The following is a 14601-nucleotide window of genomic DNA, read 5'->3' as shown; positions in this document are numbered from 1 at the left end:
AGATTAACTGTATAGGGGAAGCAATGAATAAGAGCGAATTAGTTGATGCTATAGCAAGTGGTTCGGGTTTAACAAAAGCTGACGCAAGTAGAGTTCTGGAAACATTTACTAGTACTATTACTGATGCGTTAAGAAGTGGTGATCAAGTAGTAATACCTGGTTTCGGATCTTTCTCAACAGGTAATCGTTCAGCACGTACTGGTCGAAATCCACAAACTGGAAAAGTTATACAAATTAAAGCGTCACGAGTAGCCAAGTTTAAAGCGGGTAAAAACCTGAAAGAAGCAGTTCAAGAAGCTTAAGTTTTCAGGGTGCTTAGCTCAGCTGGGAGAGCATCGCCCTTACAAGGCGAGGGTCGTAGGTTCGATCCCTACAGCACCCACCAAGTAATGGAGTGGTAGTTCAGTTGGTTAGAATACCGGCCTGTCACGCCGGGGGTCGCGGGTTCGAGCCCCGTCCACTCCGCCAAATTAACGCGTCGAAAGACGCGTTTTTTATTAAGTGAAAACTCAAATTTTTCAGGGTGCTTAGCTCAGCTGGGAGAGCATCGCCCTTACAAGGCGAGGGTCGTAGGTTCGATCCCTACAGCACCCACCAATAGTAATGGAGTGGTAGTTCAGTTGGTTAGAATACCGGCCTGTCACGCCGGGGGTCGCGGGTTCGAGCCCCGTCCACTCCGCCAAATTAGCGTATCGAAAGATGCGTTTTTTTTGGGCTCATCCCCAAATCCGGGGACATTAATCAAGAACACAAAACTTTAACCCTTAACCTATAATTTTCAAAATTTCTAAATCCATAAGCACGTCGTTGAATTAGCTTCATCTTGCGATGGAAGCCTTCCGTAATGCCGTTGTTTTTAGTAAACCGCCACATTCTAACCACTTCTTCTCGCCATTGATATAATGTTTTACCTAGAGTCTTTAGTGATTCAAAAGGACTTTCTTTCAGACTGGCAACCAGTTTAAGAAAAAGAGGTATTAAACGCATACACTGCTTTGCAGTGCGGTGTTTTGGCGTAGCCTGGTTGCTTGCAACCAGGATTTATCAAAGGCGGCAAAGATTATCAGGCTTTTGTAATAATAAAGAGGCTATTTTATGTGGTGCAAGTTCACAAGAAAAAGCAAAAACCTCATGGTCAATTACAGATGAGACAAAACTCAGGGTGGTACGTATTTTTTTATGCTGGCATTAAAGGATCGAACATCAGTGAAATCCTGGTTGCGAGCAACCAGGCTACCCGTGCTGAACGCCCCTCAACCACATCAAATATTTTATGTTTGGCCAAGTCACAAAAGGTTGTGGCATACCCCACCTTTCTATTGAACGAATGCTCATCAAGACCTAATCCTCGGGGACAGGAACGAGTCGCTATCTTTTTATAACGTAGCTCATAACCGTAATGATACCAGCGCTCTACAGTCGATTTACCCAGCTTTAAATCACGAGCCAAATCCTTTTGACTCACTCCTTTGCTAGGATAGTGAAACACCTGTTTACGCAAACTCTCACTCGCCCTTTGATACTTACCTATCTCTGGAAAACGCTGATTAAAATAGCGACCACAAGCAGGACAATAATACTTATGAGCCTTGATACACAAATAACTACGACGCAATCCAATTGACTCATGGCGGATTCGCCTCATGAAACTATCCTTTTTACGTAACTTTTTATTACCACAATGAATGCATCGTACAACACATCGATAAGTGACTTCGATATAAACCGGGTTCTCTCCACTTACTTTTTTAATAGAATATCTAGGCAAATTTAGTACGCGTAGCCTGGTTGCTTGCAACCAGGATTTATCAGAAGCGGCAAAGATTATCAGGCTTTTGTAATAATAAAGAGGCTATTTTATGTGGTGCAAGTTCACAAGGAAAGCAAAAACCTCAGGGTCAATTACAGATGAGACAAAACTCGGGGCGGTACGTATTTTTTTATGCTGGCATTAAGAATCGACAATCAGGTGAAATCCTGGTTGCAAGCAACCAGGCTACGCGTGCTGAACGTCCCTCAACCATATCAAATATTTTATGTTTGGCCAAGTCACAAAAGGTTGCCGCATACCCCACCTTTCTATTGAACGAATGCTCATCAAGACCTAATCCTCGGGGACAGGAACGAGTCGCTATCTTTTTATAACGTAGCTCATAACCGTAATGATACCAGCGCTCTACAGTCGATTTACCCAGCTTTAAATCACGAGCCAAATCCTTTTGACTCACTCTGCTATGATAGTGAAACACCTGTTTCCGTAAACTCTCACTCGCCCTTTGATACTTACCTATCCCCGGAAAACGTTGATTAAAATAGCGACCACAAGCAGGACAATAATACTTATGAGCCTTGATACACAAATAACTACGACGCAATCCAATTGATTCATGACGGATTCGCCTCATGAAACTATCCTTTTTACGTAGCTTCTTATTCCCACAATGAATGCATCGTACAACACATCGATAAGTGACTTCGATATAAACCGGGTTCTCTCCACTTACTTTTTTAACAGAATATCTAGGCAAATTTAGTACGCGTAGCCTGGTTGCTTGCAACCAGGATTTATCAGAGGCGGCAAAGATTATCAGGCTTTTGTAATAATAAAGAGGCTATTTTATGTGGTGCAAGTTCACAAGGAAGAGCAAAAACCTCAGGGTCAATTACAGATGAGACAAAACTCGGGGCGGTACGTATTTTTTTACGCTGGCATTAAAGGATCGAACATCAGGTGAAATCCTGGTTGCAAGCAACCAGGCTACGCATGCTATATATCGCGGTTCTTTCCCCTTTACGAGCATTAATCAAGAATACAAAACCTTAACCCTTAATCTGGAGTTTTCAAAATTTCTAAAACCATAAGCGCAATGTTGAATGAGTTTCATCTTTTGATGAAAGCCACTTAGTAAGGTTTGGCTCTTTCCCCATTCCGTGGGTAAATAATCAAGAACAGGTCATTGGTTTTTGTTTTTTTCTTTATCCTATTGAGATATAATCAGCGTCAAAAAATTTACAGCTTTATTAATATAAAATGGATCATCGGATATGTTGCAAAAGTTAAATGAACGTATACAGGGTGTTGTAGCTTGGTTAGTGGTCATCTTAATCGGTATTACGTTTACACTTTTTGGTGTCGATTATTATTTGCAATCACGTCAAACAACAAGTGCGAAAGTAGTAGTTAATGACTACCCACTGACTTTACAAGCATTTGATACGAATTACAGACGTGCTCGTGCGATGCAAGATATGTCACAATTGACTGCTGCAGATGAAAAAAAACTGCAAAACCAAGTTTTAGATCAAATGATTAATAATGAGGTCCTCGTACAAGCGGCGCGTAAGAATGGCTTTAATGTGAGCGCAGATCAAGCGAATGCAGCAATTTTGAATATCCCACAATTTCAAGAAGATGGCCATTTTTCGGCTCAGAAATACCAACAAGCGTTAAATGCTGCATTATTTACTCAATCAAGTTTTCAAAATGAAGTAAAACAAGGAATGCTCCTTAATCAACAACGGTTTGCGTTCATGGGAAGCTCTTTTGCTTTACCTGATGAAATTGATCGTTTTGTAAGTTTGTATATGCAAAGCAGAGATTATGAGTATTTAATCGTTCCCGTATCTCGCTTCGAAAAAGACGTCCAAATTTCTCAAAAGGCTATTGCTGACTATTATAACAAACATAAACGTGAATTTATGTCTCCAGAAAAAGTCAGTTTGGATTATGTCACTTTATCCATGCATGACATTAAAAATAAAGTTAATGTATCTGAGGATGACGTTAAACGCTATTATGAAGACAATCAAAGTAATTATTTAACTCCTGCGCAATGGCAGGTGGCTCATATTTTATTTGCTGTTCCCCAGGGTGCAAATAAAGATGAATTAGAAAAAATCCAAAATAAAGCGAATTCTGCTTATCTTCTTTTACAGAAGGATCCAAAACAATTTGATCATCTTGTTTCAAAATTGTCTGATGATAAACTTTCTATCGCTGACAATGGGGTTCTTCCATGGATCACCGCGGGACAAAATGAATACAGTAAGTTCTTGTCTCATTTAACTACACCCGGGCAAATTTCATCTCCAGAGAAAACCAAGCATGGATATGAAATTTTTAAACTAATTGATTATAAACCTGTTACAACGAAACAGTTGTCTGAAGTGGATGCATCAATTAAAGAACAATTAGTTGTGGAGATGGCGCAGACTCATTATACACAAGCTATGGAACAATTATCTGATTTAAGCTATCAATCTCCAGATTCGTTGAAACCTGTTGCGGATGCTTTAAAGTTAAAAATAGAAAAAACCCAGCCTTTTTCTAGAGAAGGAAGTACTGAAAGTATTACAAAAAATAAGCAAGTAATTAATGCTGCTTTTAGCAATGATGTACTTGATTTAGGGAATAATAGCGAACCAATACAAATCGATAATGATTCTGTTGTAGTAGTAAGAGTTAATCAACACTGGCCTGAAAAAGAACAATTTTTGGATGCAGTTCAAGATCGAATCAAAAAGATTCTAGTAAAAAAAGTTGCAGAATCTACAGCCAAAAAAATTGGAATGAGTTTATTAAATCCAGGTGAAGAAAAGCAACAGCAAGAGCTCATTATTTCGAATCAATTAGAATGGAAACCTGTAGTTAAGGCGACTCGAGATAATGATAAAGAAGATGCAGAAATAAACGATATGGCATTTAATCTGCTACGACCAGAAAGCAAGGATGGTTTTGTGTTGCCTAATGGTGATTATGCTGTAGTAAAACTAAAGCATATTAATGATGGAAAATTGAATGAATTAGATGGTGAAGCACAAGATAGTTTGACTCAACAAATAGAAGCAAGTTATGGCATGATGGACTATGACTTGTATGCAAAAAGTTTAATGAGTCGTGCCAAAATTGTGAAACACTAAATTTAATAAGCAAAATTATCATGAGTGACATTCTTTATTGGATATAGAATGATTACTGCTTTAAATATGAATCATGCTCTATTTGTACGAGATGATCTAATCTTTGCGGATTCGTTTGGCCTATTGCCTCAATGAAAGGTATTGCTTTTGAGAGGTTTTATATCAGTTAAAAAGTAATTGTTGTTGCGCCTGGTGAGTATGGGGCGAAAAGCTCGAGAGTGTGAGCAACACCTGTGGGTAACGTCTTTTTGTTATTTATCGCTTTGTCCATACGCCCAGAAGACAGAGGGTGGTGTCCCTCATATCTAACCTGTTGCAGCTCCAGGCGTCTCTAAAGTGGTTTTTAAGCTTTTCATGTATGTCTTGAAGGCCTGACCCTTATCGCTCCTTTATTCCAAGTGGCACGCATTTCTGTCCCACCGCTGAAAATATCGGTCATTGTAATAGACCAGACAAAATCACCCATGAGTGAGGTGCCGCAATGGGCCACACAGTATCTGCCTCCATAAAATCAACTGAGCGGTTTGTATTAATCGGAATAGGGTGAGTTTAGTGCCACTTAAACCTTTTCTATAGCGAGATTTAATGGGTTTTAGCAAACGATCAATTGTTTGCCGCGCTCATTTGCGAGCAGGTGAGCCGATAGCTTATCTAATGAAGACTCATGATGTTTGTTATAATGCGGTAACCAACGAGGCAAAGCTTCTTTTAAGCGCTTGCCGAACGTCTGATCCGTAGCGAGCCCAATCTTTTTCAGCGGCTCCAATAATAAACTTGGCTCATAAGTTTTCTTTTTACCTGGTTTTTTAGGCTTTTGAACGGAAATGAACAACTGTCTTAATAACCATGCTGCCGACTTACGATGATAACCACGCGTTTCGCAAAATTCATCCAATATACGTTTTTTTACAGCACGATTGCCATGGCAATAACGTAAAGCGCTGTGTTTTAAATATAAATCCATCCTCAATGCTCCCATGTCGCTTTCTCTCCTTCGGTAACAGTGATCTTGAGGCAACGATGCAATTTACCTGCTTATCAGCATTCGTCTTCGGAAACAGGTAATTGGAGGCAATGCGTAGGGATTCATACAGTTAGAGTCGTTACCTAATAAAATCTTAATAAATAAATGATAGAATAATAAGCACAAAATACATTATTTGTGCAATTATGGGGTTGGTGGCTAGTCTATAGCTAATGATGTCTGAGTATTCTATTGCCAAATAATAGACTAATTGTCAACCAATAATTCATACATGAATTAGAAAATTCACATAAAATTTTTAAGAAGGATAGTTCTTTATGACTAATACAAGATCAAAAAGCGACTCCCAAAGAGAATCTCTTATTCACAAAGGAACATACAGGGGTGAAGTAGAATGTGGGCCATGTAAATTCGATACAGTGGCAATATTTAATGAAATAGAAAAAAATCACTATAATGTCAATGTATCAATTAAAAATAAAGGTAGTTATTCTTGTCCAATAAAAGAATATGAAGGGCCAGCGGAAGTTAAAGACAATGGAGATGGTACTTTAACAGCCAAAGGTATGGTTCCTTATTTTAAAGTAGAAGTAGAGCAAACAGTGCCTGTTGTGAAAACATCGGACAATTCGTTATCTGTGGTCACTTCACTATTTGGTCTATTTAAACTTAATGGTCATGTAAAACCAGAAACTATGCGTGCTATTAGCACAAACGATCAAAAAGAAGTAACAAGCGGTTTTGGAAATAAACGTTAATAAAATATCTCAAATCAGTTTAGAAGATCAACTACTTTATTTAATCTTCTGAATGAATTGATGATAGAGAATAGCAATAAATTAATATAATTTTGTTTATAGAAGGCTTTTAAATATATTCTTTTAATGTTTTATGGTAAAAAATTAAGTCTGAATGAAGAAGCTCATGCAGATGATGCATAATGCACCCACAATGATTTAGTGGAAACTTTCTGGCGGAGAGACAGTCCGCCAAACTGGTGTTTGCGCATGTTCGTAGTAGTTCATTAAATCCAGTATTTATAATGACTTATGATATATTTTGCTCGTAATGGTTCGCCAAAGTTTATTACAATCCGCGCTTAATGGGTACCCCCAATGGTAACCCATTAAGCGAGAAGAAATATGGCGAAAATTAAAGTCCTAACAGCACGAGATGTGAGCACTAAACCAAATGGTTTTCATGCAGTGGAGCAAATTTATTTTTACGTGTAAGAGACGATTCTCGAGTATGGATATTTCGTTATAAAAAATAAGGCAAACAAATCTCTATTGGCTTTGGTGCAACTCATACACGAGCACTAGGTGAGTGCTCGAGAGATTGCAGCTTTAATGAGCAATGCAATTGCTGAGTTACAATATAGTACATTTGCCTGATTTTAACTCCGGGAACTCCATCATTCCATTTTTAGATAAATACTCTTTAGCTGCTTTATAAATTATTTCTAATTTACCCTCAGCTGAGTCTACACCTTTGTAATGAGAACTATAATGAGTTTCTTCGATGATTTTTTTTATAAAAGAGTCATCCAATTTATTTTCTTCTAAAAATATCGCATTGTCTTTAATTATAAATAGATTTTCTTCACCTTTAAACAAAATACCAGCTAATTGAATCTCCTTTAAACCTTCTTTATCATTGTTCTTTAAACAGTGTTCAAGCCATATTTTAGCGGCCACCAATTTAGTTAGAGCAACAAATTGTTCCTCTCCACCTCCATGCGCCATCATAAAAAAGTTCAATGGTATTAAACACGAAGAAATAGGAAATACTTCTTCTAGTGAATGCTCATAGTTTTTAAATCTTTCCTCATTGCGTGTAAAAAACATAGGATTCATCATTTTATTACATTCTTTGTTATAGTTTTCCACTATTATTTTAAAAACAGTTTCTTTAGGTATCTGATGCTTAAATAAATATTCGCATGCCTTAATGATTTCAGTTGTAGGTAATGTAACCTTCTCATTATTTAATTTTTCTACATAATAACTGCATTTTTCTTTTCCTAATACAGATGAGCTTCCCTTATGCATTTTTTTTGAGGTTTGATTAAATTTTCCAAGTGATTCCCGATCAAGATGTGCGGCAATCAATCCCAATACACCTAGCGGGACTTCATTAATTGACGTGGAGGGTTTTTGTTTAGTTGGTTCCTCTTTTTCATCTTTATTGATCATAATAGTCTCCATTTGCATTATGTTTATAAATAATTATAGTCAATCTTCAAGTTTTTTGATTTGACAAACGACTCTCCTTGTACTTTAATGAAGGATTATGCGCTGCTGTGTTACTACAGCGCTCAATGATCCAGATAGAAACAAAGCGATTAAACGGCAGAGATTATATTCTTTGAGAATTAGTCTAGCTAGAAATTTTTAGATGTCTGTTTAGGTACTGAGGTAAATACTTAATATTCTAGTTTAGGTAAATTAACTAACCCTTTACGTTGCTACCAAGGCTTTATTAATGACTAAACACTAAATCACTAGCTCTCATACAACAAAACCAATTAACAATGTCTTGGAAAGTAATTTTGTCATTACTATTCTTTTTAATAATAATTTAATTATGACGATGGGGTAGCCTAGAGGGTGCTCTTAAATGATTTATAAAAATTAAACTTGAAGTATAACAAGAAAATATAACAGTCCCTTGGCGGAGAGACAGGGATTCGAACCCTGGGAAGGTTGCCCTTCAACGGTTTTCAAGACCGCCGCAATCGACCACTCTGCCATCTCTCCACGGGCAATACTATCCCAACCCTTATATTTTTGCAAATACTTTTTTATATTCTATTCAATAAAATTGTATATTTTTGATAATATAAAATTTCTATTTATTTCATTGTCTAAAAGACATAAGAATATTCGCAAATTCAATAGTCATAGGTATAATGTTTTCTGTTTTTTGAGCCCTTATGGCTGGTAGTAATTGTGGTGAATATATTTTAAATAGGTGTGGTTTATGAAACGAATTCAAATGTTGTTCCTGTTTGCCCTTATTGTGTCTTTAGCTGCTTGTAAGTCATGGTGGCACAAAGATGAAGAAGATAATAGCCCTTATAGAGGAATGACTGCAGAACAACTTTATACTGCATCTCAGAAAGATTTGCACAAAAAAGAATATGCAACTGCAATAAAACACCTAGAGGCAATAGAGACAATGTATCCTTTTAGTGATTATACCGAAAAATCACAAATGGATTTAATTTATGCTTATTATAAGAATGAAGATTATCCTGCAGCTGCGGCTACGGCAGAACGATTTATTCATCTTTATCCACGTGCTAAAAATGTAGATTATGCTTATTACATGAAAGGTATGGCAAACTTTCAACAAACGCGTGGTGTTTTCGCAAAATTTTTACCTTTAGATGAATCATGGAGAGATCCAGGGACACAAACCCAAGCTTATTCAGATTTTGGTATCTTGGTTCAAAAATTCCCTGACAGCAAATATAAGGCAAATGCGTTACAACGAATGGTATATTTACGCAATATGTTTGCACAGCATGAATTGAATGCGTCAACATTTTATTTTAAACGTAAAATGTATGTTGCTGCTATTGAGCGAGCAAATTATGTCGTGAAAAACTACTCACAGGCTCCTAGTGTAAAGCAAGCCTTAGTAGTTATGTATGAGGCAAACAAGGCTTTGGGCTTTAATAAAGCAGCTGAAGAAGCACTGTCTATATATAACGCAACTTATCACACCACTAAAATGGAACGAATAGTGTAGCGCTTAAAATAAAATCTTTGAAGAGGTTGGTATTTTGTATCATGCCTGGCGTTTTGAACGCCAGGATATTTAACACTTACCGTATTGGCTTCTGCTGCAATAGCATCCGAAAAAATCAAACCTATAGAAAAGGAACAAAATCGAGTAAAAGAAAAACTAAGCATCCAAGACCAATCTATAAATGCTTTAGAAAATAAAATTTATCTCTAAAAGAACAAGTAACTAACTTACAGCAACAGGCCTCTTCAATAAAACAAGCTGGCAGTATGGTTAATAATGCTGCAAATTGGTTTCATGATAAGTATAAACTGGAGATTGATAGTAAGGATGGACTCCAATATACATAAGAAAGATAATACCGGCACAATATTGTAAGCTGATAACAAAAGAGGAACCGTTTAGATAGATTCCTGCTTTACACACATAGAGAGGTGTCAAAACTTAAGGAAAACTGATTTCTATTTTTCTGTAGCCCGGATTAGGCAAAGCCGTAATCCGGGGGAAGGCGTGGTACACAATTCCCTGATTACGACTGCGTCTAATGCGGGCTTCACGTCCTTACGTTGACGTCTATGCGGCAATAATATAACTATCTTCAAGAGAGTGTGCTTATACTGCCTCTAATTCGGTTTTTGTCTGTGTCTCTTTAACTATTAATACTGCTAAAAGATCATTAATTAATTCTCGAAGCTCTCCTGATAATAAAGCAAGTGCAGCATCACGCTGCTGGTATTCTTCATCAATTTGTTTGATTTCATTAAAATCGTCAATGAGGTAATCAAGGCTTTTCAATTTTTTAAAGGTAAAGTCATGTGTCAAGGTCAATTGAATTCTTTCTTTCCAGATTAAAGAGATTTCTGCTGTAGCCATACCTTGGGAGAGTAGGGTTAAAATTTCTTCAGCAGGTAACTCATAGCCCTTACAATGCACACGTTTTTTTTCATCATCAAGAGAGAAAAGTAAACAATCTGAGGCTAATTGAAAATGCTGAGGAAGTGTTTCTGGAGAATGAATCCATTCTGCAAATCGTAAAGCAAGATTTTCTGTATGAGATAGGGGCTCAATAGAGATTCCTGCTACTGACTTACGTAGAAAGGAGGTGAGTTGTGCTGCTTGATTTGGGCTGGAAGTATTAATAATGAGTCTTTTACTGCTACTATCAAGAATGGCAAGCAATTTTTTTTGGACGCAAAATGATTTTGGTAATAATTCAAACTCAATATCTTCTGCCATTTGTGCTTTTTCTGCTCGTTTTACCATGCGTCCTTGCTGTGTCTCGAGCAGTTGTACCTTTTCGGCAAGCATTTTATTAATCACACCTCGAGGAAGTAGGCGTTCTTCTTTGCCTAAACAAATGAGAGAACTCCCAGCAATCTCTTGAATCATTTCATCCCCAATGAGAGGGAGCCAGCCATACACAAAGCGTGCATGAGGAGGACAAGGTTTTAGGATGTTTTCAGCTAAAGAAACAGTGAACTCACAAGTATCATCCTGTTCGTATTGATAGATAAGGGCGTTATTAAACCACATATAAAAGCTCCTGAATTACATAATATAGTAAGTGCCAATTGCCATAGTTCTATTGTAAGGTAATTTATAAAAATCTATATTCAAATTAGTTGAATAATTACGGATTAAAAAAGCGAATAATTTTTCTTGCCAGAAGAAAGTTAATGATCTTTTTGTTTTAGAGGCTGAAATATTGGGAATTTCCACCATATATGTTGCACGATCGATATTTAATTTAAAGGGAAAAAGATTTTTGTTCGAAGCTCTTTCCAATGCTCTAGGTATGGAAATGGTCTCCATAAATCCGTAATGCAAAGTTAAGTTAAATACTTTTTCGTGCAAACAAGTGATTTCATAACGTTGGCTGTAATGTACATAAGGAATATTATCTACAACGTAATTAAGAATAAGTACTCGATTTGGAACTGCTCGGCAAAGCTTTAAGAAATGAAGAAAACTTCCTCCACTTTTATCGTAAATATCCGTTATAAAAATTGCTGTTAGATCAGTGAGTTGGTTTAAACTTTTATATTCGAGTTGCTTGAGAATTTTAGAAATATCATCTTTATTCATGTAATAATTTTGTTGTAAATATTCCAGCCCACATTTCCATGTATACATAATGGTCGCTATAAGCAAAGCAAAGGTAACTGGAACCCAACCACCGGTGATAAATTTATGTAAATTTGAACCTAAAAATGCAAAATCGATACTTAAAAACAGCCCAAATATCAGTCCGACTCTAAATTTTGACCATTTCCAAATGGACAGAGCAGCATAAGCGACCATTGCATCAATTAAGAGCATATACGTATTTACCGCGATACCATAGGCATGGGCAAGATTATCTGATGTTTTAAAAGTAAAACAAAATGTTAAGGTTCCAATGAACAAAATGATGTTAATTTGGGGTACATAGATTTGGCCTGAATAGTCTTTGGATGTTTGTACTATGGGGATACGTGGACATAAGCTTAGTAATACCGCCTGTTTTGTTAAAGAAAAGGTTGCTGAAATTACTGCTTGTGATGCAATTATTGTGGCAATAGTAGCCAGAATAATTAAAGGAATATAAAACCAATTAGGCGCGATCATATAAAAAGGGTTACTAATGGCCTTGGGGTGTAAAAGTAAATTAGCTCCTTGTCCAAAATAGTTTAATATTAAGGAAGGAAGGACAATGGTGAACCAGCTGATGCGAATCGGTTTTTTGCCAAAATGTCCAATATCAGCATAAAGTGCTTCTCCTCCAGTAACAACCAGGAAGATTCCCCCTAATAATAAATAGCCTTTATACCCAGTCTCATGGATCAATGCAAAAGCATAATAAGGATTAATTGCGGTAAGGACTATAGGTGCTTTAACAATTTGTACGATGCCAAGGATTGCTATAGTGAAGAACCATATAAGTATAAAAGGGCCAAAGAGACTTCCTATATTTCCAGTTCCTCTTGATTGCAGCATGAATAAGAATATGAGAATAACTACGGCAATAGGCAGTATATAAGGTTCAAATGAGGGTGAAAGAGTGCTAAGACCTTCGACAGCACTAATTACGGATATAGCAGGCGTGAGCATACCATCACCTAAGAGTAAACCTCCTCCGAAAATGGCGACGATATAAAATATAGGTACATATTTAGTACTTTTATGTTTCATTAACGCTAAAAGAGCAAGAATACCTCCTTCTCCATCATTATCCGCGCGAAAAATCATGATTAAGTATTTGAACGAAATGATAATTATCAAACACCAAAAAATGAGGGATAAAACCCCCAAAATTGTTGATTGAGTAATTGGTAGATTATCCATCGTCACTTTTAAAGCATATAATGGACTTGTACCAATATCGCCAAATACCACCCCTAAAGCACCTAGAGTAAGGCCAAAGGATAATTTGGGTGTTTTTTCCATATTGTTACCAGAATGAATTAATAGCTAAAGTATAATGTTCGAAACATGATGTATTATTCTTTAAAACAGGAGTACATACACTATTAATAATCACAGTATATGAATTAAAATTGTATTTTAGATTGAGAGCAAGTCCCTTTTTATGATCTCTAACATTATTAAATAGTGTTATTATTTTTTGCGACATAATGGGCCTTGTATTTTTATTTTTCAATTAGTTGATTACGATCGAGAACTGTTCTTTTCAGATTGTTAAGAGAAAGATTATTGCAGGTTTTTCGGTCTTTGTGTAGATTAGCCGATTTTTGTTTTTGGGGAAATAGATAAATGAATGCAAAAATTACATTGCTGGCAGCAAAGCAAAATACAGTTCTACGAGGGCATCCATGGATATTTCCTAAAGCTATTGCAAAAACAGAGGGGAAATTAGTTACAGGCCATTTAGTTAATATTTATAATGCAGATGAAGAACTTATTGGTGTGGGAGTGTTCAATGAACATTCTCTGTATAGAGTCCGGGTATTAGCACTTACTTCTGAGTCTATTGATACCAGCCATTTAAATGCTTTAATTGTTGCTCGCTTAAGACAGGCAATGTTGGTGCGGGAGTGTTTAAATTTGCCTAATGCAGAAACTACTGCTTATCGATTGTTTAATAGCGAAGCAGATGGTCTTTCTGGCTTAACCATAGACAGATTTAATCAAACATGTGTTATTGCGAGTTCGGCTTATTGGGTAGAGCTTCATAAAGAAATAATAATACAAGCTCTTGAGAAATTGTTGCCTGCAGATCAATTGGTTTGGTTGCCACAAAAAAAACCTTTAAGCCAGGATGGATGGAAGCAAAGCAGTGAACAAGAAGCGCATCATCATGCGAATGTTCTTGAAGGAGGAGTGATTTATGAAGTTGAATTTGCCCAAGCACAAAAAACAGGCTTATTTCTTGATCAACGCGAGAATCATCAACGTCTTGCTCAGTTATCTCAAGGTAAAAATGTATTAGATCTTTATTCTTATACAGGTGGTTTTGCTTTACATGCAGCCAAGGCAGGGGCATTAAAAGTAACTGCTGTGGATAGTTCTGCTCAGGCTATTACCCAAGGTAGAAAAAATGCACTATTAAATAAGTTAACTCACATAGAGTTTATTGAAGCAGATTCTCGTGATTATTTAACAAAAGCAGGGGAATATGATGTTATTATTCTAGATCCTCCTAAGTTAGTTCCTTCCCAACAGCATTTACAACGGGCGAAAAATTATTATCGTTTTTTACATCGTGAAGTATTTAAGCACATGAAGAAAGGGAGCTTATTAATGACCTGTAATTGCTCCGCAGCGCTTTCATCCCAAGAATTTTGTTCTTTAGTGAGTGCACAAGCAGTGGCTGTGGGAATACAAGCACGCATATTAGGTGTCTATGGTCCGGCAAGTTGTCATCCTACATTAGCCTCTTTTCCAGAAGGAAATTATCTGACAGCGGTTTTGTTGGCAGTGGTCTAATATCTGTTCGGTATCAA

At 36.7% G+C, this 14601-nt stretch carries 9 protein-coding genes, 5 tRNA genes and 3 pseudogenes; 9 read left to right on the top strand and 8 right to left on the bottom strand.

Annotated elements, in window-relative coordinates:
* Window positions 1–23: 23 nt before the first annotated feature.
* The 5 genes from DYH34_RS11265 (at window position 24) to DYH34_RS11245 (ending at window position 682) form a co-directional block, all read left to right on the top strand.
* Window positions 24–302, top strand: coding sequence for an HU family DNA-binding protein (locus DYH34_RS11265; protein WP_003631985.1), 279 nt, complete (start codon window positions 24–26; stop codon window positions 300–302).
* Window positions 303–309: 7 nt separating this feature from the next.
* Window positions 310–385, top strand: a tRNA-Val gene (locus tag DYH34_RS11260).
* Window positions 386–391: 6 nt separating this feature from the next.
* Window positions 392–468: transfer RNA gene (locus DYH34_RS11255), tRNA-Asp, on the top strand.
* A 53-nt stretch (window positions 469–521) separates the two neighbouring features.
* A tRNA-Val gene (locus DYH34_RS11250) sits at window positions 522–597 on the top strand.
* An 8-nt stretch (window positions 598–605) separates the two neighbouring features.
* Window positions 606–682: transfer RNA gene (locus DYH34_RS11245), tRNA-Asp, on the top strand.
* Between the two features lie 59 nt (window positions 683–741).
* Here the strand turns inward: DYH34_RS11245 and DYH34_RS18745 are convergent.
* From DYH34_RS18745 to DYH34_RS18740, 3 pseudogenes are all read right to left on the bottom strand, one after another.
* Window positions 742–1798: pseudogene (locus DYH34_RS18745) on the bottom strand (transposase).
* Window positions 1799–2000: 202 nt separating this feature from the next.
* A pseudogene (locus DYH34_RS11225) lies at window positions 2001–2558 on the bottom strand (helix-turn-helix domain-containing protein); the annotation flags it as partial.
* Window positions 2559–2804: 246 nt separating this feature from the next.
* A pseudogene (locus DYH34_RS18740) lies at window positions 2805–2906 on the bottom strand (transposase); the annotation flags it as partial.
* A gap of 139 nt (window positions 2907–3045) precedes the next feature.
* Here DYH34_RS18740 and DYH34_RS11210 point away from each other — a divergent pair.
* Entirely contained in the window at window positions 3046–4920 is a 1875-nt protein-coding gene (locus DYH34_RS11210) for a SurA N-terminal domain-containing protein (RefSeq protein ID WP_058465361.1), read from the top strand.
* 592 nt (window positions 4921–5512) lie between these two features.
* On the opposite strand, the gene DYH34_RS11205 is transcribed toward DYH34_RS11210, so the two are convergent.
* The gene (locus DYH34_RS11205) at window positions 5513–5884 is read right to left on the bottom strand and encodes a hypothetical protein (protein ID WP_147287495.1); all 372 of its coding nucleotides are present in this window, start codon (window positions 5882–5884) and stop codon (window positions 5513–5515) included.
* Window positions 5885–6222: 338 nt separating this feature from the next.
* On the opposite strand from DYH34_RS11205, the gene DYH34_RS11200 reads away from it, so the two are divergent.
* Window positions 6223–6663, top strand: a complete 441-nt coding sequence (locus tag DYH34_RS11200; RefSeq protein ID WP_058465360.1) for a hypothetical protein — start codon at window positions 6223–6225, stop codon at window positions 6661–6663.
* 612 nt (window positions 6664–7275) lie between these two features.
* On the opposite strand, the gene DYH34_RS11195 is transcribed toward DYH34_RS11200, so the two are convergent.
* Together DYH34_RS11195 and DYH34_RS11190 are read right to left on the bottom strand one after the other, a co-directional pair.
* Window positions 7276–8100 (bottom strand): hypothetical protein, encoded by an 825-nt coding sequence (locus DYH34_RS11195; protein ID WP_058465359.1) that lies wholly within the window; start codon window positions 8098–8100, stop codon window positions 7276–7278.
* Window positions 8101–8576: 476 nt separating this feature from the next.
* Window positions 8577–8664, bottom strand: a tRNA-Ser gene (locus DYH34_RS11190).
* Between the two features lie 223 nt (window positions 8665–8887).
* Here DYH34_RS11190 and DYH34_RS11185 point away from each other — a divergent pair.
* The gene (locus DYH34_RS11185) at window positions 8888–9661 is read left to right on the top strand and encodes an outer membrane protein assembly factor BamD (protein ID WP_058465358.1); all 774 of its coding nucleotides are present in this window, start codon (window positions 8888–8890) and stop codon (window positions 9659–9661) included.
* Between the two features lie 609 nt (window positions 9662–10270).
* Here DYH34_RS11185 and DYH34_RS11175 read toward each other — a convergent pair.
* Both DYH34_RS11175 and DYH34_RS11170 read right to left on the bottom strand, forming a co-directional pair.
* Window positions 10271–11191 carry a recombination-associated protein RdgC gene (locus tag DYH34_RS11175; protein ID WP_058465357.1) on the bottom strand — a complete coding sequence of 307 codons (921 nt, stop codon included), beginning with the start codon at window positions 11189–11191 and terminating at the stop codon, window positions 10271–10273.
* A gap of 15 nt (window positions 11192–11206) precedes the next feature.
* A complete protein-coding gene (locus tag DYH34_RS11170; RefSeq protein WP_058465356.1) occupies window positions 11207–13084 on the bottom strand; it encodes a potassium transporter Kup in 1878 nt (625 codons plus the stop codon).
* Between the two features lie 327 nt (window positions 13085–13411).
* On the opposite strand from DYH34_RS11170, the gene DYH34_RS11160 reads away from it, so the two are divergent.
* Complete coding sequence (locus tag DYH34_RS11160) at window positions 13412–14584, top strand: class I SAM-dependent rRNA methyltransferase (RefSeq protein WP_058465355.1); 1173 nt, start codon at window positions 13412–13414, stop codon at window positions 14582–14584.
* Window positions 14585–14601 lie beyond the last annotated feature (17 nt).

Origin of the sequence: Legionella cincinnatiensis (assembly GCF_900452415.1) — a bacterium.
GTDB classification, from domain to species: Bacteria; Pseudomonadota; Gammaproteobacteria; order Legionellales; family Legionellaceae; genus Legionella; species Legionella cincinnatiensis.
Note: the sequence above shows the minus strand (reverse complement) of the source record. Positions and strands in the feature narration are given on the sequence as shown.